The organism is Myxacorys sp. (genome assembly GCF_059501405.1).
Map to the genome: position 1 here is coordinate 71,840 of NZ_JCACCM010000149.1, position 19,110 is coordinate 90,949.

General features: G+C 48.3%; 17 protein-coding genes. 5 read left to right on the plus strand and 12 right to left on the minus strand.

Translation table 11 applies throughout. From position 1 onward, the window contains the following. Positions 1–5: 5 nt before the first annotated feature. Together AC5I6P_RS20540 and AC5I6P_RS20545 are read right to left on the minus strand one after the other, a co-directional pair. Positions 6–1,118: an ABC transporter substrate-binding protein gene (locus AC5I6P_RS20540; protein ID WP_495695620.1), complete on the minus strand. Its 1,113-nt coding sequence runs from the start codon at positions 1,116–1,118 to the stop codon at positions 6–8. Positions 1,119–1,123: 5 nt separating this feature from the next. Continuing rightward, positions 1,124–2,254, minus strand: coding sequence for an ABC transporter ATP-binding protein (locus tag AC5I6P_RS20545; protein ID WP_495695621.1), 1,131 nt, complete (start codon positions 2,252–2,254; stop codon positions 1,124–1,126). A gap of 436 nt (positions 2,255–2,690) precedes the next feature. Between AC5I6P_RS20545 and mrdA the strand changes: the two genes are divergently transcribed. Beyond that, entirely contained in the window at positions 2,691–4,496 is a 1,806-nt protein-coding gene (gene mrdA / locus AC5I6P_RS20550; protein WP_495695622.1) for a penicillin-binding protein 2, read from the plus strand. On the opposite strand, the gene AC5I6P_RS20555 is transcribed toward mrdA, so the two are convergent. From AC5I6P_RS20555 to AC5I6P_RS20565, 3 genes are all read right to left on the minus strand, one after another. Further along, on the minus strand, positions 4,493–5,107 hold the full coding sequence (locus AC5I6P_RS20555; protein ID WP_495695623.1) for a DUF3318 domain-containing protein: 615 nt from the start codon (positions 5,105–5,107) through the stop codon (positions 4,493–4,495). The two genes, mrdA and AC5I6P_RS20555, sit on opposite strands and share 4 nt — an antisense overlap. Before the next feature lie 83 nt (positions 5,108–5,190). Further along, a complete protein-coding gene (locus AC5I6P_RS20560; protein WP_495695624.1) occupies positions 5,191–5,316 on the minus strand; it encodes a hypothetical protein in 126 nt (41 codons plus the stop codon). Positions 5,317–5,531: 215 nt separating this feature from the next. Beyond that, positions 5,532–6,035, minus strand: a complete 504-nt coding sequence (locus tag AC5I6P_RS20565) for a Photosystem I reaction center subunit III (RefSeq protein WP_495695625.1) — start codon at positions 6,033–6,035, stop codon at positions 5,532–5,534. Between the two features lie 193 nt (positions 6,036–6,228). On the opposite strand from AC5I6P_RS20565, the gene tsaD reads away from it, so the two are divergent. Continuing rightward, positions 6,229–7,278: a tRNA (adenosine(37)-N6)-threonylcarbamoyltransferase complex transferase subunit TsaD gene (gene tsaD, locus AC5I6P_RS20570; RefSeq protein ID WP_495695626.1), complete on the plus strand. Its 1,050-nt coding sequence runs from the start codon at positions 6,229–6,231 to the stop codon at positions 7,276–7,278. A gap of 33 nt (positions 7,279–7,311) precedes the next feature. Next, on the plus strand, positions 7,312–8,490 hold the full coding sequence (locus tag AC5I6P_RS20575) for a n-acyl-d-glucosamine 2-epimerase (RefSeq protein WP_495695627.1): 1,179 nt from the start codon (positions 7,312–7,314) through the stop codon (positions 8,488–8,490). A 13-nt stretch (positions 8,491–8,503) separates the two neighbouring features. On the opposite strand, the gene cax is transcribed toward AC5I6P_RS20575, so the two are convergent. Both cax and AC5I6P_RS20585 read right to left on the minus strand, forming a co-directional pair. Then, positions 8,504–9,574, minus strand: a complete 1,071-nt coding sequence (gene cax / locus AC5I6P_RS20580; protein WP_495695628.1) for a calcium/proton exchanger — start codon at positions 9,572–9,574, stop codon at positions 8,504–8,506. Positions 9,575–9,692: 118 nt separating this feature from the next. Next, positions 9,693–10,316 carry a LabA-like NYN domain-containing protein gene (locus AC5I6P_RS20585; RefSeq protein ID WP_495695629.1) on the minus strand — a complete coding sequence of 208 codons (624 nt, stop codon included), beginning with the start codon at positions 10,314–10,316 and terminating at the stop codon, positions 9,693–9,695. A 583-nt stretch (positions 10,317–10,899) separates the two neighbouring features. Between AC5I6P_RS20585 and AC5I6P_RS20590 the strand changes: the two genes are divergently transcribed. Then, complete coding sequence (locus AC5I6P_RS20590; RefSeq protein ID WP_495695630.1) at positions 10,900–11,124, plus strand: hypothetical protein; 225 nt, start codon at positions 10,900–10,902, stop codon at positions 11,122–11,124. A gap of 309 nt (positions 11,125–11,433) precedes the next feature. Next, the gene (locus AC5I6P_RS20595; protein ID WP_495695631.1) at positions 11,434–12,084 is read left to right on the plus strand and encodes a LabA-like NYN domain-containing protein; all 651 of its coding nucleotides are present in this window, start codon (positions 11,434–11,436) and stop codon (positions 12,082–12,084) included. Positions 12,085–12,174: 90 nt separating this feature from the next. Here the strand turns inward: AC5I6P_RS20595 and AC5I6P_RS20600 are convergent, their stop codons facing one another. From AC5I6P_RS20600 to AC5I6P_RS20620, 5 genes are all read right to left on the minus strand, one after another. Further along, positions 12,175–13,038: a polyphosphate kinase 2 family protein gene (locus tag AC5I6P_RS20600; protein ID WP_495695632.1), complete on the minus strand. Its 864-nt coding sequence runs from the start codon at positions 13,036–13,038 to the stop codon at positions 12,175–12,177. Positions 13,039–13,062: 24 nt separating this feature from the next. Continuing rightward, the gene (locus AC5I6P_RS20605; RefSeq protein WP_495695633.1) at positions 13,063–13,989 is read right to left on the minus strand and encodes an ATP adenylyltransferase family protein; all 927 of its coding nucleotides are present in this window, start codon (positions 13,987–13,989) and stop codon (positions 13,063–13,065) included. Positions 13,990–14,243: 254 nt separating this feature from the next. Further along, a complete protein-coding gene (locus AC5I6P_RS20610; protein WP_495695634.1) occupies positions 14,244–14,957 on the minus strand; it encodes a response regulator in 714 nt (237 codons plus the stop codon). A gap of 256 nt (positions 14,958–15,213) precedes the next feature. Further along, positions 15,214–17,019, minus strand: coding sequence for a DUF885 domain-containing protein (locus AC5I6P_RS20615; protein WP_495695635.1), 1,806 nt, complete (start codon positions 17,017–17,019; stop codon positions 15,214–15,216). An 88-nt stretch (positions 17,020–17,107) separates the two neighbouring features. Beyond that, entirely contained in the window at positions 17,108–18,940 is a 1,833-nt protein-coding gene (locus tag AC5I6P_RS20620; protein ID WP_495695636.1) for an adenylate/guanylate cyclase domain-containing protein, read from the minus strand. Positions 18,941–19,110 lie beyond the last annotated feature (170 nt).

Genomic DNA, 19,110 nt, shown 5'->3' on the forward strand with positions numbered 1-19,110 from the left:
AAGTCTCAACTGCTGGTTAGCCTGGTCCAATATTGATCGTAGAGTTCGAGCGTTGATTTTGCCACAGGGGCGATCGATTCCGATCGGCTAATCTGAGCATCTGGCGGAAATAAACTCACATTCGATCGCAACGACTGGGGCAATCGGCGGAACGCCGCTAGGTTAGGCGTGGCAAAAAACAATCGCTCTGTTACTTTTGCGGCGACATCCGATTGCAGCATGAAGCTCATCCATGCATAAGCCGCATCTCGGTTAGGAGCCGTTTTTGGAATTACCATCGTATCGCTCCAGATCGATGTTCCACTCTTGGGAATCACATATTTCAGCTTTTTGTTTTGATTGATCACGCTCACAGCGTCGGCAGAGTAGCACATCGAGATCAATAAATCGCCTGCAATGATTTGATCACGCCATGCATCCGTTGTAAAGGTGGCGATCGCGCCTTTCAATTCTTGCAGTCGCTCAAAGGCTTTCTTAATCTCATCGGCATTGGTGGAATTATAGGAAAATCCTAGCGATCGCAACGTTGCTCCCATGACTTCCCGGACATCATTCATTAGCGTAATTCGCCGTGTTAGCTTCTCTTTGTTTTGCCAAAGATAATCCCAATCCGTGGGTGGTTCTTGAATTTTCTCGCTGTTATACACCAATCCTGTCGTTCCCCAACTCACCGGAACGCTGTAGCGGTTGCCCACATCGTGAACCGAGTGCTGAAACCGGGGTAGAAGATTGGTCAGCCCGTCCAATCGAGAATGGTCTAATTCGCTCAATAATCCTAATTGGATCATCTGACTAACTTTGTAATCAGAGGGATAAATAATGCTATAGATCCCGCCTTTGCCCGCTTGAAACGTTGCCAGCATTGTTTCGTTAGAATCAAAAATGTCGAAAATGACGTTGATTCCAGTTTTTTCTCTAAACGAGTTGACCAATTCTTGATCAATGTAGTTTGACCAGGTGTAAATGTGCAATTCGTTAGAACGGTTCTGAGCGACCTCCTCGGTTTGCACTTTGGCTAACGTCCAACCGCAACTCGACAGGGCAAATCCCGATGCTCCTGCGATCGCGCCCTTCAAAAACCGACGACGAGACCGATGAGAATGAACTCGACTTAACATAACCTTCACCCCTGACTATCCGGTAGCGCTAAACAGCTTTCCGCGTCCCAAACTAGATAGATCGGGGTTTCTGCCGTTGGCACGGTCAAGGCGTGAGGTTGACGTACCGTGATGCGATCGCCAGACAGCAACTGAACGACGTAATGCACATGCGTTCCCAAGTACATCACATCTCGCAGGCGTCCCTCAAAGCAGTTGCCCTGCTCTTCTGGCGTGAGGCTGACCTGAATTTTTTCAGGACGTACACTCACCACAACTCGTCCCGACGTGAGCGGTGGGGTTGTCTGGGCAGGTTGTACCGTCATCTTCAAGCCACTTTCGGTGCGAATCCAGAGCATTGTCGGATGTGCGCCCTCAATTCTGCCGCGAAACAAATTGGTATCTCCAATAAAGCTGGCGACAAATCCTGTTTGAGGACGCTCGTAAATCTGATCGGGTGTGCCGACTTGCTCGACTTGTCCCGCGTTCATCACCGCAATGCGATCGGACAAGCACAGCGCCTCTTCTTGATCGTGCGTCACCAGCACAAAGGTTACGCCTAACTCTCGATGCAACATCGACAGTTCGACCTGCATTTCTTTGCGCAGCTTCAGATCCAACGCGCCCAATGGTTCATCGAGCAATACGACCGCCGGACGATTCACTAATGCTCGTGCAAGGGCAACTCGCTGCTGTTGTCCACCCGAAAGGGAGGACGGCGATCGCTTGGCAAAGCCTTCCATCTTTACCAGCTTCAGCGCATCCTGCACACGGCTTTGCACCTCTGAGCGGGGACATTTTTGAATTCGCAGCCCAAACGCAACGTTTTCCCACACGGATAGATGACCAAACAGCGCATAGTTTTGAAACACTGTATTTACAGGTCTCCGATAAGGCGGGACATGATTCATAGACTGACCGCGAATCACCACCTCGCCTGCTGTCGGTGTTTCAAATCCGGCAATCAGCCGCAATGTGGTCGTTTTGCCGCAACCCGACGGGCCAAGAATACTAAAAAACTCACCTTGACCAATGCTGAGATCAACGCCTCGCACCGCAGATTCACCCCCATAAACTTTAAACACTTTCCGCAGTTCAACATCAAATCCAACATTGACGCCTGTTGAAAGCGGCTTGTGTGTTGCCGTTTGAGACATAGTTTCGGTTCCTTGCGGTGATTCTCCCTGGATCATGAACGCGGCATTCCCTACCAAAAGATAAAGGGGTTCGACGCTCAATTTGATTTATTTTATGCGATGGGAAGGATGTAGAATCTACGGTTTCTGCGGAGCTGCACTCTAGGCTAACTGCGCCTTGAAGGCGCGTATGGCAAATTTGATCTGAAAGAATGATTTAATAATTAAATTGGGTGCATTCGATCGCGTTCACGGTCTCCGGTTTTAGATTGCCCATGCAGGTATTAAAACTCCCAGACCCGAACTCGAGGACAACTGTTAAACGACAACTGTTAGACAAAGTTGTGACAGCTTTGGAATCTAAGCCGCTCTAGTGCAAGTCCTCTAGTGCAATCCTAATATTGCAACTCCTAAGTAGCACTGCCTAGAGAGCCTGCGTCCCTTCAACTGTTTATTTATGGCCCTTCTTCACTCTTCTTCTGCACCCGCTCTCCCCAAACAAACGGGTCGGAACGTAGGACGCCAAAATCAATCAATGGTGCTGCTTCTGCTGCTAGTTGGGCTGATTTTAGCTGGCTTGGGCGGGCGGCTGGCGTATTTGCAGCTCGTTGAGGGCGATCGCAATCGTCAACTGGCAGAAACAAACCGAATTCGACTGATTCCCAAGCATCCAGAGCGCGGAAAAATTGTCGATCGCAAGGGCAGAATTCTGGCGGGGAGCCGATTGTCTCATTCAGTGTACCTCCAGCCATTGGCACAGAAGAAAGTAGATTGGCCCAAGACGTTGCAGCGCTTATCGCACATTCTGAATATTCCGGTGCAAGATATTGAGCGGCGATTGCAACAAGAAGGCTACAGTTTTCCATACATGGTGCGAATTGCCCGGGGAATCAGTCCCCAGAAAGTGACGGCGTTAGAAGAGTACCGCAGCGAATTAGCAGGGGTAGAAGTCGATGCTGAGGCGGTACGAGACTACCCAAACGGCGATTTGGGAGCGCATGTAATCGGCTACACGGGCGAACTGAGCGATCAGGAGTTGCAGCGTCACCAGGGCGAAGGCTATCGACTGGGAGATGTGATTGGGCAGATGGGGATTGAGGCGGCATTTGAGAAGCAACTGCGCGGCGAGTGGGGCGGTCAGCAGGTTGAAGTCGATGGTGCTGGAGATGTCTTGAAAATTTTGGGAGAGAAAGAAACCCATGCGGGCAAAGATGTCACAGTGACGCTCGATCTGGATCTGCAAAAAGCGGCGGAAGCGGCACTTGGAGATCGTGAAGGTGCGATCGTCGCGCTTGATCCGCATACTGGGGCAATTCTGACGATGGTGAGCCGTCCTGGATTTGATCCTAATCTTTTTACCACGCGGATGTCCGACGAGACGTGGAAGCAACTCCAGAGCCAAGACCATCCCTTTCTCAATCGGGCATTGCAGAGCTATCCACCTGCGAGTACGTTCAAAATCGTCACCACAACGGCGGCATTAGAATCGGGCAAATTCTCGCCTGATACGGTTCTCAACACCTATCCTTCTCTCAAAGTGGGTGGAATTGATTTCGGTGAGTGGAACCATGCGGGATTTGGTCCTCAAGGCTTTGTCGGTGCGCTGACCTGGAGCAGCGACACGTTCTTCTACCAAATCGGCATGGGAATGGGGGAGAAACCCTTGATTGAGTGGACGCATCGTTACGGATTTGGGCAAAAAACGGGTGTTGAACTGGCCGCTGAAGAATCTCCTGGTCTTGTGCCTGATGCGGCTTGGAAGCAGAAAGAGGTGAAGCAAGAGTGGTTTGTCGGCGACACGGTGAATATGACGATTGGACAAGGCTATGTTGAGGCGTCGCCGTTACAAGTAGCAGCCATGTTTGCGATCGCTGCCAACGGTGGATATCGGGTCAAGCCTCATTTGCTCAAAGACAACGAATCGGCTCAGAACTGGCGCGAGCCGCTCAATCTTAATCCTGATACCATTCGGATTCTGCGAGAAGGCCTAAGAGGCGTGATCAGCACCGGAACCGGACAGGCGTTAAATGTGTCGAGTTTGCCTCCGGTGGCGGGTAAAAGCGGTACAGCTGAAGACTTAGGACAAGGCTCTCATACGTGGTTTGGAGCGTTTGCCCCGTACGACAAGCCTGAAATTGTGGTCGTTGCAATGGGCGAGTTTTCCGGTGGCAGCGGTGGCTCAGTCACGGCTCCGATGGTACGTCAAGTGCTAGAAGCCTACTTCAAATCGAATCCGTCGGAAAAATCTGTCGGGAAGCGCTAGAAATCTTGTTGTCGAATCGATTGCGGCACACTCATGGGGGAGAGACCTGCGATCGCGCGCAATGCCTGACATCTCAATACTTCAATAAACGTCAGCGATCGCCCTTCGTTTTGAGCCACTGATTCGATCGCTGATAGTAAAAATCCAGCCGCGTCCGTCTCGGTATAGCCTCGACGTTGGGCAATTTGTAGCGCTTTCTCATCTGCTTCGAGTTCAATCCGAGAACTGCGATTGGTGCGCCAAACTTGGCTGAGTGCGATCGCGCCGAGGGCACTCGTTGCGGCGATGCCTACAATGTCTTGCTGTAATAGCTCAAACCCCAGTCCCACAACTCCTGCCCCTGCTAGCCCTAGCGAAAGATTGGGCTGAAACCATGTCACGCTAGAGAGCCAACTGACAGTGCGGAGAATCAGCAGATCTCGTTGCGGGCGGGAGAGACGACTCCACAAATCAAAATTAATGTAAACGACGCGATCGCTACTCCAAGGCATCGGGAATGGAGCATCGATTAGCGCTCGTTGCTCTGGCTTGCTCACTAGTTTGGTTAACATCCGCCCAGAAGCAGGCATAACGTCTAGCAGGCGACGAATTTCGAGTTCCGAATCGAGCATAGTCCAGTGAGCGATAGGAGGGATACGTTATAGCGTACAAGCTTCAGACAGCAATTGAAGCCTCTCCTATCGCCCAATTTTTTCTATTCAGCTAAGAAGAGCAAATCTGGTGAAACCCAGTTGATCAGCATAAACGCCGTAAACGCGACGCTAATTGAAACCACTGCCAGTACAGGTGCGCTTGAAAGATAACGAGGCAAACCAGCCATAGTTAGACTCCGTAAATTCAATGTTTTTAGGGTAAAACAGCGTTGCTTGAGATGACTCAAGCCTTTCTCGGCGAGAAGGGATTCTACCGATGTCCCTTGAGCGCTCATCGAAGGAGCAATAGACGCGCTTGGTGGGTAGTTGGACTAAGTTTGAGGGAGAAAGGACAAAGAACTGAAGAACAATTGATTCATCCTTCTTCCCTCATGCCGTCTCTCTAGCGCGGAGACACAGGAATGCCAGTGTCTGGGTTCGTGATATTACCCACAACAAGTTCACCTGTCGTCAATTCCTTGACGGCTAGAAGAGGCCATAGGAGAGCACTCAACAGGCATTTGATTGCCAAAGGCACGTTGATAATGATCTCTTGCTCCTCTGGGTTGCCGCTCTTCTTTACCGCTTGGATGTAAGAGCGACCCGCCCAACCAATCCAACCGGTGATCAGCAGAAACAGAATGCCTGGGATCGTGAATTCACCCAAGTGAGCAAGATTGCCATCTACAATCAAGTGAGGCAGCCCGTCGTCTTTGCCGCACAGCAAGTTTGAGCGAGAGTACATCTCGTAGCGTCGCGCAGCGTTCTGGTTCACCGAGTCTCTAGCACGTTGAGCAAAGGCCGTACTTTCGTTACAGGGGACTAAGTTGTAAGCCTGGGCTGGCTGTGGAGCGGCAAAGCCGAACCACAAGGAGAAAACGAGAACTAGAGCAAACAATCGTTGCATGGAATTGTTTCCCTTTTTTACAAATTGCGTAGTTTATTAGTGCAAAAAGCGTTGAGCTTTCTGCAATCCAAAAATAGACGAAACTGAGTAGCGCGATAAACTTTTATTAGCGTTACCTAATCCAAGTTTTAGCTACACCACGCAGGGTTTAGCCACGCTACGGTAGCCTATACCTTCAAAAACGTATCAGCAAATGGCAACGGTTTTAGCAATTGAAACAAGTTGTGACGAAACGGCGGTGGCGATCGTAAAGAATCGTCACGTTCTGAGCAGTATCGTCTCGTCACAGATCGCAATCCATCAGAAATACGGTGGGGTTGTGCCAGAAGTGGCATCGCGTCAGCATGTCGAAATTGTCAATGGCGCGATCGCGCAAGCTCTTGAAGCGGCTAATCTCGGTTGGTCTGACATTGACGGCATTGCCGGAACCTGCGCTCCAGGATTAGTTGGGGCGCTACTGGTTGGGTTGACCGCCGCCAAAACCCTGGCAATGCTACATCAAAAGCCGTTTATTGGCGTTCATCACCTAGAGGGACACATTTACGCTTCTTATCTAAGTGATCCAACCTTACAGCCTCCGTTTCTGTGCCTGCTAGTGTCTGGTGGACATACGAGTTTAATTTATGTCAAAGATTGCGGACACTATGAGGTGCTAGGTCAAACGCGCGATGATGCGGCAGGAGAAGCCTTTGACAAAGTGTCGCGGCTGTTGAATTTGGGCTACCCAGGAGGGCCAATCATCGATCGACTGGCAAGCGAGGGAAACCCAAGAGCATTTCCGCTGCCCGAAGGCCAAATTTCGCTACCCGAAGGCGGCTATCATCCCTACGACTCCAGTTTTAGTGGATTGAAAACAGCAGTTCTGCGACTGACTCAAAAACTCCAGCAGAACGGAGAGCCATTACCGATCGCAGATCTGGCGGCGAGTTTTCAAGCAACGGTCGCAAAATCGCTCACGAAACGAGCGATCGCATGTGCGCGAGATTATGGGTTGGATGCGATCGCCATTGGCGGCGGAGTGGCAGCCAATCGGGGATTACGTCAACATTTGCAAGCGGCGGCTGAGAAACACAATTTGCGGGTTCTATTTCCACCGATGCAATTCTGTACGGATAATGCGGCGATGATTGCGTGTGCGGCGGCTGAGCATTTGGAGCGCGGGCATACCTCATCGCTGACGCTGGGGGCACAGTCACGCTTATCGCTTAAAGAGGTAATGACGCTTTATGACAAGGCGATATGATGCTATTGCTGTGTGATCAAGAGGAAGGAATTCGTGGAGCAGGACTTTGAAGCACTAGCAAAACTTTACAAAAATGCGCTCCTCAACGATGTCTTGCCATTTTGGGAAACGCATTCAGTGGATTGGGAGCAAGGCGGTTATTTTACCTGCCTCGATCGCAAGGGCAATGTGTACGATACGGATAAATTTATCTGGCTGCAAAACCGCCAAGTCTGGACATTTTCAACCCTATATCAACAGCTGGAGCCACGAGAAGACTGGCTTAAAATTGCGGCAAACGGGGCTAACTTTCTGGCGCAGCATGGCAGAGATGCAGAGGGAAACTGGTATTTTTCCCTCGATCGATCTGGAAACCCACTTGTGCAGCCCTACAATATTTTCTCTGACTGCTTCGCGGCGATGGCGTTTAGTAAATATGCTCTTGCCTCTGGCGAGGAGTGGCCGAAAGAAGTTGCGCTGCAAGCCTATAACAATGTTTTACGCCGTAAAGACAATCCTAAAGGTCACTACAACAAAATCTATCCGGGCACTCGCCCAATAAGATCATTAGCTGTGCCAATGATTTTAGCGAATTTGACCCTTGAAATGGAGTGGCTGTTGCCAAGCGAAACGCTTGAGCAAGTCTTGAGTGCAACGGTTGAGGAAGTGATGACTGACTTTCTTGATTGCCGTTCCATGCTCATGTACGAAAACGTTGCACCTGATGGATCACGGTTTGATTCTTTTGAAGGACGATTAATTAATCCAGGTCACGGCATCGAAGCTATGTGGTTCATTATGGATATTGCCAATCGTCGAGGTGATTCTAAAGCCGTTAACCAAGCTATAGATGTTGTATTAAGCATTCTTGATTTTGCTTGGGATGCGAAATACGGCGGTCTCTATTACTTTATGGACGCCAAGGGGCATCCAACCCAGCAATTGGAATGGGATCAAAAACTGTGGTGGGTTCACCTAGAATCGCTCGTTGCGCTCTCGATGGGGTATTGCTTGACGGGTCGCGCCGCATGTTGGGACTGGTACACCAAGCTTCATGAGTATGCATGGTCTCATTTTGCTGATCCTGAGTATGGCGAATGGTTTGGCTATCTCGATCGGCGAGGAGAAGTGCTGTTAAATCTTAAAGGCGGCAAATGGAAGGGATGTTTCCATTTGCCGCGATCGCTCTACCTCTGCTGGCAGCAATTTGAAGCTTTGAATGCCTCGTCGTAACTGACTACTGACACTATTGGAAATAGAAGGCTGCCCCGAGAATCGCGTAAGTCGCCAACAGCAACGCTCCTTCTAGCCAGTTTGAGCGACCATCTAAACTAATCAGATTCGCGACAACCACGGCTACTGTAACCGCAACGACCTCGAACAGATTGAAACTGAGATCCATCGGTTGCCCGATCGCCTGTCCAACCAGTACCAGTACGGGAGCCATCAACAGCGCCACTAACAAACTCGATCCCATCGCCACTGAGACCGACAAATCCATGTTGTTTTTAACCGCCACCCCGACTGCGGTCACATATTCTGCTGCACCACCAACCAACGGCAACAAGATCACCCCGGTAAAGAGCGGCGTTAATCCCAACCCTTTTGTTGCTTCTTCCACCACGCCGACGAAAATTTCTGATTCGTAAGCAACCGCAACAGTCGCCGCTACCAGAATTCCCAGCCAGAGCCATAGGTTCGGTTTGTGTGCGCCCTCTCCCTCGCCTTCTAGCTCAGATAAACTGACTTCATAGAGATAATTATGAGTCTTCAACGAAAAGAGCAGCGTCATGCCATACACTGCAATTAACACGATAGCTACCGCGATCGAGAGCTTCTCAATCGCCGGAGTTTCGATGTTGCCAGAGGTGTAGAACGCAAGCGTTGGCAGCAAAATAGCAATCACGGCGAGGGTCATGGATGAGCCGTTCACACGTGCCACAATCGGCTTAAAGTCTTGCTCTTTATACTTGAGTCCACCCAGAAACATCGAAAGCCCCATTGCCAGCAGCAAGTTACTGATAATCGTTCCGGTGATGCTCGCTTTGACAATATCAATCAATCCGGCTCTAAGTGCGACCAGCGCAATGATCAGTTCGGTTGCATTGCCAAATACAGCATTGAGCAACCCACCGATCGAGGGACCTGTGACGATCGCAACTTCTTCGGTAGCAGTACTTAACCAAATTGCTAAGGGCACGATCGCCAAAGCAGAGGTAATGAAGACCGTCATGGTTCCCCAATGCTGCGTTTCTGCCACGATAGAAATCGGGACAAAAATTAGCATTCCGATCGAAATAATCTTTTTAATGGACATAGACTCTAGCGTAAAAAATCTATAGCAATCCTATGTCAATCAAAGGGAAATGGCTTAAAAGCCCTAATATTGCCGTGATTCTTTCAAACTACTTCTTTCAAACTGATTGGAGTCGCTGCTATAAAACGGGTCGAGCTTGGCTTCCAGGTTCAGATCGCTGAATTTGAGATTGAATGGCGGATAGATCAATAAAGCGATCGGCAACATCGATCAGTCCGTCATTGGTCATGGCAGGAAGGCTAACAACTTCAACCCGCGTGCCTTGGTACGCAACATTGTTGACAACATAAGCGAGGTCGCCATCTCCACTTAACAAAACAGCAGTATCACAGTGCTTTGCCAACATCACCATATCGATCGCAATTTCAACATCGAGATTGGCATGTTTAGACCCGTCGGGATACTGAACTAAATCCTTGGTCACAACCCGGTAACCATTCCGCCGCATCCAAAGCAAAAAGCCTTGCTGCTTTTCATTTTGCCGATCGACGCCCGTGTAGAAGTAGGCTCGCAGCAATCGTCGCTGACCTGTGAGACAGCACAGCAACTTGGCATAATCGATCTCTAAACCAAGCTGCATCGCGGCATAGAACAGATTAGAGCCATCAATAAAAATAATCACGCGATCGTCGGTTTCAGTTAGCGATCGCACCGTCTTAACCGTTGGGTGCTGAACCTCTTGATCATGATCTAACCGCTGTGGAGAAGACTGATTGCGATGAGGACGAGGAACGAGTTGCATAATCATCCGACTCCGCGAAATTTGATTTTTATAATCTGTGTTCTAGGGTTAGCATTACCATCCGCTCAATCACCAGACCTTCTACGGAGGATACCACACGCAAATAAAGTAGGGAGACGGCTTCTGAGCTAAGCCAAAATAATGTGAAAGTGCAATTTACTAGAGTGACCTTGCTAGAGTGGCTATACCCGATGTGTGTTTTGTTAGGAAACCTTAGTATTCCTTATCAGGTTTACCCTGCTTTTCCGAAGTTAAAGAGCGCAGTGTAACTAACGATATAAACTGTGATATTCGTTCACAGCTTCTGCACGAAAAACACATTTTCGTAACTCTAGCTCAAGTGAACGGAAAAAAGCTCGAGTCATTTCGTCAGACACACCATCAGTCGAACCTAAATTTATAAGGCTTACAACTTAAGGTTAAAGTCTACGAAGCAAAGTTAAACCTTGTTAAAATAACAGAAATTCTTTATGATGCTTTAAGATTGTCAAAATCTACCGCATTAATTTACATTATAGAGAGGCTCTAACCTAGATTGAGAGGGGCTCCAGCACTTTTTGCTCAATGGATTGAGGGGTTCGATGTGGTCGCACCGAGCGGCCCTCTGGACAAAACGTTAACCGCGATTTGGCTGAGTTATGCGATTCTGTCAGGGTCGCGCCTCGCGGCGATCGCGCTGTCTTTTATCTCGAAGAAAAATCTACAAATTCTGATTGGACAGTTCACAGAGTTAGGGAACGCCCTCCTAAACTACAGAGTGAGAAAACGCACTGTTCCTCGACACTTACACTTAGAGTTGTGTTGGTAGAGAGCTTTAGTGGTGGGTAATGCGAGGGTTAGCAGATGCGTGTTGCTTGTGTAGGGATACGCTTAAGCTCAAAGGTTTGTTACGAAGCAACCGATCTCCTTGAGCTTTTTGATAAAAAATAGCAGAATTCTGAATTGCGGGTGATGCTGACAGGAGCAATACGAAGATAAGCTCTTCTATCTCCATCAGAAAGCCACAGATCCTTGTAATAAACTCCAGTCAAACCAACACTTTTAAGGTCAATGCATGGGTCTGTCACCCCACATTGCATCCACATTACATAAGTGTTTTAGCTTAAGAATTCTATTCATGGTTCAGTTAATTCAAGAAAACCCCGGTGGGGAGGAGGCTACGCTTCACCTTGAACCGACACATTCCCCTCAACAGCAGTTACCCTTACCGTTTCCTGAGCAGTCTAGCAAACTGAATTTGGAGACTGACAATTCGTTAGAGCATCCCGAAGGGAGCCGCGGTCGAGTGGTGATGTTTATCGATGGCGCTAACTTGTTTTATGCGGCATCTCAGATGGGAATTGAGATTGATTATGCAAAGCTACTGCGCTATTTTCGTCAGGATAATCAGCTAGTCTCTGCGTTCTTCTACACAGGAGTTGATCCGAGTAACTTGAGACAGCAATCCTTTTTGACCTGGATGCGTCGCAACGGCTATCGGGTCATCACAAAAGATGTGGTGCTTAACCCGGCGGGTGTAAAACGGGCGAGCAGTATGAATGTTGAAATCGCGGTCGATATGGTGCGAATGGCTCCAGATTGTGACACTGAAGTGGTCATTAGTGGTGACGGAGATCTGTCGTATGCGGTAAATGCAGTGAGTTATGTCGGGTCGCGGGTGGAGGTATTTGCGCTGCGATCGATGGCCAGCGATCATCTCATCCATGTCGCGGATAGCTATATTGATTTGTTGACTATTCGCGAAGAAATTCAGAAAGCGCGGAAATAGCCCAATGGTTTCTGTTAAGGGCAATTTCTCAGATCTCGATTTTTCAAATTCAGAGAAAACGCCTCCCCAAGCGCTAAACCATTAGAGCAATCACGGCTCCTGTTCAAGGACTTTCTTTGCTTCTAAAAGGTCTTGCTGATGCTGTTGAGTCATCGTTGGATAGGTTAAATTCAACGATTTTAATTTGCTACAGATAATGTCGGAAACGGCTAATCGCGTAAACCACTTCTGATCTGCCGGAATAATATACCACGGCGACCACGGCGTGCTGGTGTGGCTAAAAACCGCTTCGTAGGCGCTCATGTACTCATCCCAAGCTGCTCGTTCTTTGGCGTCGGATGCGGAAAACTTCCAATTTTTCTCCGGTTGATTAATTCGATCGAGGAAGCGCTTTTTCTGCTCTTCTTTTGAAACATGCAGAAAAAATTTGAGAACAATAATTCCGTTATTCACCAAATACTTCTCGAAGTTGTTGATCTCCTCAAATCGCTGATCCCAGATCTTTTTGTGATTCAGGGCGGGCGGTAGCTTTTGGAGGGCTAATAACTCTGGATGGACGCGCACGACCAGCACTTCTTCGTAGTACGATCGGTTAAAAATTCCAATTCGACCCCGTTCTGGCAAGGCTCGCGCCGATCGCCACAAGTAATCATGGTCAAGTTCTTCGTCAGAAGGTTTTTTGAAGCTATACACCTGACAGCCTTGAGGATTAACACCCGACATGACGTGTTTGATTGTGCTGTCTTTTCCAGCCGCATCCATGGCTTGAAAAATAATCAGAAGCGCGTAAGAGTTTTGAGCATACAGAACATTTTGATAGGCTGCCAGTCTCTCAACCCCAGCTTGTAGCTCAAGTTGTGCAGTTTTCTTATCGAGAGAGCCGCTGTATTTTGGATCGAAATTCTTTAGCTTGATTGTCGAATTAGGCGTCGCAATAAACGGTTCGTGCTTCATGGCTTAATCCTGACATTGATTTGTTCAATCTAAAGGAAAAGCAACTTGCCTTAAAAGATTCATTGGACGTATTTCGGTTAAAAGCTTTAGTTCTGCTTCGCTCCGTACTAACAATGCGCCTGCAAAGCCGAGTGAGTTCACCGAAATGTTGTGCGTGCTTTCCTGCGATCGCGGCACAACTAGCATCCATTCCCGGGTCATCAGTAGGTTATACGCCCCAGATTGCAAGGTTGGTGTTCTACCGTCTCCTACTTGTAATCCAAGCGATCTCAGCAGAGCGTTGTAGCAAGTCAACGTCTGTTCCGCCGCTTGAGATGGGTCTTGTGCCCAACTCGGATCAAGGTTTATAAAAGCGTGAACAAAGGGTAACCCCGAAACATTGTTCGGAAGATTTGTTGAAGCGGATGTGAGCAGTGGTGCGATCGGCAGTCGGCTTTCTGGAACTAGCGGAAATGGAACGAGTTGCAAATGTTTGTGACGCTGACTAGCCCCGGCAACTTTGCCAGCGTTATAAAATCCTAGTCCATCGAATTCGGCTAAACAGGCCCATAGAGCTTCAAAATCGTTGAAGGTCAGGAGCGATTCTTGCTCCTCGAACGCGCGAGTAATGATTAGTAAGTGATGATCAGCCACGTTGAATTTATTGAGCAAACAGACGTGGGTAGACGAAACATCAACCACAAATAAATCGGCTTCATACGGTAAGAACGGGTTGAAATCTTTACCTGTTGCCAATTCTGCGTTGATCTGCTTTTGGGTGGCTTCGTCTTTGCGGATCAAATTGCCGAGAATCCTCACCAAAAATTGGACACCCCCATCGTGAAGGAATCCGCGTTCGGTGGGAAGCGAGTGGAGCGCGCCGGACGCGATCGCGAATTGTGTCTGAGCGATCGCCCGTTCCCAAAGCTGTCCGGGATGGTTGAGGAGTGTGATGAAAGGCTGCTCAGGCATGATGCTCAGCTATTTTAGTGCAATTGCGGCAACTCCAAAGGAACCGCATCGGCTGTCTGAAGCATTGTAGCTTGTCTCTTTCAAATCTCCTCTCTACAAATTTCCTCACAAAGCACAATTCCCACACCTCCTTGTAATGTAATGGAGGCGTGGGAATCAGCTAGCGGTGCGGAGACGAGCGGGTAATCTGTGATCCAATTCGCGTCCAATGTGTGACCCAATGGAATGTGTGACCCAATGGCTTGAATGACAAATTACTGAATCAACCCTGTGCGCAGAGCACGAACTGCAACCTGTGTACGATCGTCTGCACACAGCTTATTCAAAATGTTTCTCACGTGAGTCTTAACCGTACCAACCGTGATGTAGAGCTGTTCAGCGATTTGAGCATTGCTGCATCCATCGACGATTAGCTTAAGCACTTCTAGCTCTCGCTCAGTTAAAGGATAGGCAGGAATGAAATCTTCGTCGGTGATTCGATTAATGGCGATCGTTGTAGGTTCGACGGTTTGAGCCGAGGAAACGTAAGATTTCTGAGTTTGGTGCAGCACGATGCGCGCGATCGCAGGGTCAATCCAAGCGTTGCCTTCGGAGGTAACGGTGAGCGCTTGAGCGAGCTTGTCGATGCTGGCATCCTTCATGCAGTAGGAATCAGCTCCAGCCGCAAACGCAGCAAGTACAGTATCTTCACTGTCTTGGAGCGTCATGATCAGGATCTTCGTGTGCGGCGATTCTCCTTCGGCTTGCAATTGCTTAAACTCGTTGGTCAGTTCAATTCCGGTCATATCGGGCAGCCCTACGTCCACGATCGCAATGTCAGGCTGTGCCGTTCGCAGGAGCTTTAAGCCGGACTTAGCATCTCTGGCATCTCCAACGACTTCAAAGCCTTCCCGTTGTTGTAGTGCCGCACGGATGCCAACCCGCGTAAGGTCATGGTCTTCAATTAGAATTACTCGGATTGTACTCATTGCCAAGCCTCAAACATTGTTATGGAACAGTAGAGCGTTTTTTTTATAAACCATTATCTGCCGGATGTAGATATCAAATTTTTCCGAAGCCCCTTTTAACTCATCAGAAAATTCTACGGTGATTGGCATCTAAGGTCGATCTACCTTTAGATATTTCTATTATCTCAGAACGTCTGTCTAGAGATAGGGATTTATCCCAATAGTGCAATGAAGAGGTAGATTTCTCATCTTGCTAAGGGCGGAGACGATACGTTTCTTAAGGTTTGCTTCTGAATTCAGGAGTATTTCGATTGACAGTGAACTTTTGGGAGACCGCCTCTTGCAGCATCTGTTGAGATAGAAACCCCTGAGACAAAATGAAATCGTGAAATTCTTGAGGATTAAACCGAGATCCGAGCGCCGTCTCGACCTGCGATCGCAGCTGCATAAATCGCTGGTAGCCATAGAAATATCCAGGCGCATGACCCGGTAATCGAGCGGTGTAGCGCTTGATTTCTTGATCGGCAAAGAATGGTGAAAATCCGGCGTCCTCGGTCAGGACTCGAACTGCCTCTGCGGTGGTGATTCGATTTAGCTGAAGTTCTGGCTCTAAAAAGGCGCGAGCCGCCCGGAGCAATTGAAACTGAAGGGAAATAAACCGCCCTTCGATCGGCATGTAGGGCTGTATGATTTCCTCGGCATACGTGGCCCATCCTTCGTGATTGGCAGTATTGTAGGCAAACTCGGTACGCGCTTTTGACAAGCCTCGATCTTGAATCGTTGTAAATTGTAAATCGTGTCCGGGTCGGCCTTCGTGGGCAGTCAGTGTCCAAGCGACAGCGGGATGAGTGAAATCATCGTAAGGACGCGACTGTTTTTTAGGTTGCAGCACGGGCAGAATGAACGTGCCGCCCTGTTCGCTTTTTCTCGATCTGCCGGGATAGTATTGCGGAACCGGGAAGGACGCATTTTCTTGAGCGGTGGCAAGGCGAATGTTCAGCGATCGCTTTGGCAAGGTGACGAGGTGTTCACGGCGAATGATCGCTTCGATATCCTTCTCGCGCTGCTGGTAATGCCGCAGCGCGTCCTCAGCAGAAAGCTGGTTCTGCTTTAGCGCTCCAATCACTTCTCGATACCCAGTTGCCTTGAGTTGTTTTTGCCGAGCGACCTGCGGCGCGATCGCTTCCATTTGCGCCTGGACTTGTTTAAAGCTGGAGCGAGCTTGACTAATCAAATCGTTAACCGGAATGTCAATGCCTTTTTCTTGAAGCTTAAATGCATAAATTTCGGCGGGGAGACGAAAATCAGTCCTAGCTTTGGGTAAGACTTCGCGCCGAATAAAGGTGTCATACTCTAGTAGCTGAGATTTAAGTTTGGCGTAAGTGGTTTGATAGTCTGATATTTTCTGTTGTTCAAAAAGTTTCTGAAGCTTGTCGAGATGTGTTGCTGCGCTCTTTAAGTCAGATTCGAGTTGAGATTTCTCTGGAAAATAGGTTTCTGATTGGTTCAATCGATCGCGGATGCGTTGCTCTGCTCGTGCGATTAGCGATGGCGTTCCGGCTGCTTCTCCTGCATACTGTTTCAGTTGCGTTAGCGCCATCTGTTTCGTTTTAGATGAACTCGACTCTCGAAATGCATCTCTAAAACTGTTTGAAATCGCTTGGCTAAGGTTGACATAGGGGAGATTGTATTTCTGATCAAGAAGCTGCGATCGTAGCTCTCGCTGTCCTGCCTCAATTAGAATTGCCAAATCCACTCGCAGATTCTGATCTTTCTCTTGAGCTAATTTCTCTTCTAGTGTCTGTACCGTTTGACGAATGCGTTGCTGTTGGCATTCCACAAAGCTTGGATTGAGCGTTAACAATTCTTCGCTGACAGCAAACTCTCCGCGACATGCTTTTGCTGTTTCTGCCTGTGAGAGCAACGCTGCGTATTCATTGCTGCGCTTGATCCAAGGCGAGGTTGCGATCGCAGGACGACGGACAGAATAGATCAACACACATGCCACACACGTGAGCAGCGAAAGCCCTACAAATCCGGCTTTGCGAGCTTTAGCCGATCGAAACCGATTGAAATGAATCATGGTAGACCGTAATTTGCAGTTTGCTATTTTAGCAACGCCTCGTCAGGCAAATTCAGGCGTTACTAAAGATTTGTCTATAAAAAATTGTCTATAAAAATTGACTGAACAAGCCCTCAAAGTACTTCTGAAGGTTTGGCGTAATTGCTGTAAAACAGATGTAAAGACTGTCAGTATCTGCTGCCTTTTGTGAAACTTTAGCATAGAAATCTTCACTCCTCTCTGGGGCTAATATGTTGAGTTTAAGAGTGGTTGATTCAGAGAATAATGGCTGTAGCTCCGAACGATTAACGTGCAATTCGGCTCCTTTTTGTGACAGTCGAATGAGTTTTCCATAAAAGAGCCTGTCTCCAACGTGTTTTCCCTCTACCAGGGCAAACTGAAGCGGAATGCCTTCGGGTAATTGAACAAATGTTTCCTCTTCTTTTGGCAGGTATAAATTGTAGAATCCGGCAATTCCAGCTATGTCGTAAACTGCGATCGCTTGCTTAAATCCTTTCGGCTGAACATTCAATCGTTTGTTAATTCTAACGTTTGAGCCTGCTTCAGTTAACGTTTGCTGAGAAACGAGAATTTGGCCTCCCTGAGTGTACGATTCGATGCGATAGGCTAGATTAACTGGACTGCCGACAATGCCGTATTTCGTTCGTTTTTCTGATCCAATATTTCCAACGACGACTTCTCCCGTGTGAATTCCAATTCCCATTTCTAAATGCGGAACGTCAAAGGGTTTTAGTTTTTCATTCACCGCTCCCATGGCTAGCTGCATAGCACAGGCACACGCGATCGCTCTTAGGGCATCATTTTCTTTGGCAATTGGTGCGCCAAATAACACCAAGATGCCGTCGCCCATAAACTCATCAATCGTTCCCTCGTAATGATTGATTACATCTGCCATGTGTTCTAGATAGAGATTGAGAATCTGAATCACTTGTTCTGGGGAGAGCCGTTCAGATAACGCAGTAAAGCCGCGCAAATCAGAGGTGAGAATCGTGATGTTGCGGCGATCGCCGCCCAGTTTTAAGCCTTCAGGAGTTTCAAGCAAATTGGCAACGATGCTATCGCTTAAGTAGCGTCCAAACACTTGACGAATTAAACCATTTCTTTTTTCTAAATCAACATTCGCCTGCGCTAAATCTGCCGTTCGTTCTCTGACTCGCCCTTCTAACTCTCGGGTAGTCTGACGCTGTTTTCCAATCACTAACGTAATGCCTGACAGTCCTAAAACCGAGATTCCGCCTAAGGTAAAAAACGTCTCCGTCAGATTTCGGTTGGTCTTATTTACCAAACTATCTAACGATTGAGTCACTTCCCACACGCCGCCTATATTGCCGACCTCCCAATCTTTTTTAGGGCTGTCAGGATGGGTATTATGGCAAGCAACGCAGGTCGGTTTCATTAAACTGGCTTCGGCATATCGCAACGAGGTATGATCGCCGTGACGCTCGAGACGAGTAAATTGCTGCCTCGGATTTTTTTTGAGAAAGTCGATCGCATCCCGCTCGAACGCATCTTTAGCCCCACCTTGGGCTTTGCGGGACGGAAACGGAAAATCGCTATACAGCCGAAAGGCTAACTCATTGTTCTTGTCGGTGACGCGCTTGCCAAGCTCGATCGCAAAGGTCGATGGCAGCGGAATGGCTCCTTGCTTAGTCAAGTACGTATGCGTGACGTCAACTCCTTTGATCGCTTTGGCGCGATCGACCGCCGCATCACTGTAGAGATTAATCGCTTCATTAAACGACTGCGTGTACAAAACTGCATTTTGAGTCGCTTGCGCTTCAATCAGGCTCGATGAGAGACGCGACATGTTCGATAGCGCAACCCCAACCCCGATACAGAACATCAGCGTCAACACTAGAATGATTCTCTTTAAGAGAAGTTGACGCAGCCGTTTCCAACCTTGAGCAATTAATCGATCCATAGCAAAATTAATTAACCCAGAAGGGAAAGAGTTAGCGATTAGCGCAGAGCGCAATACAGACGGAACTGTGAGGACACATAGTTGTCTTAATTGTTACAGAATTCCTGTTAAAACCGAAGATTAGATCGGAAAGTTTAAGGTTTTACCATGAGTATGATAAAAAGACTTTG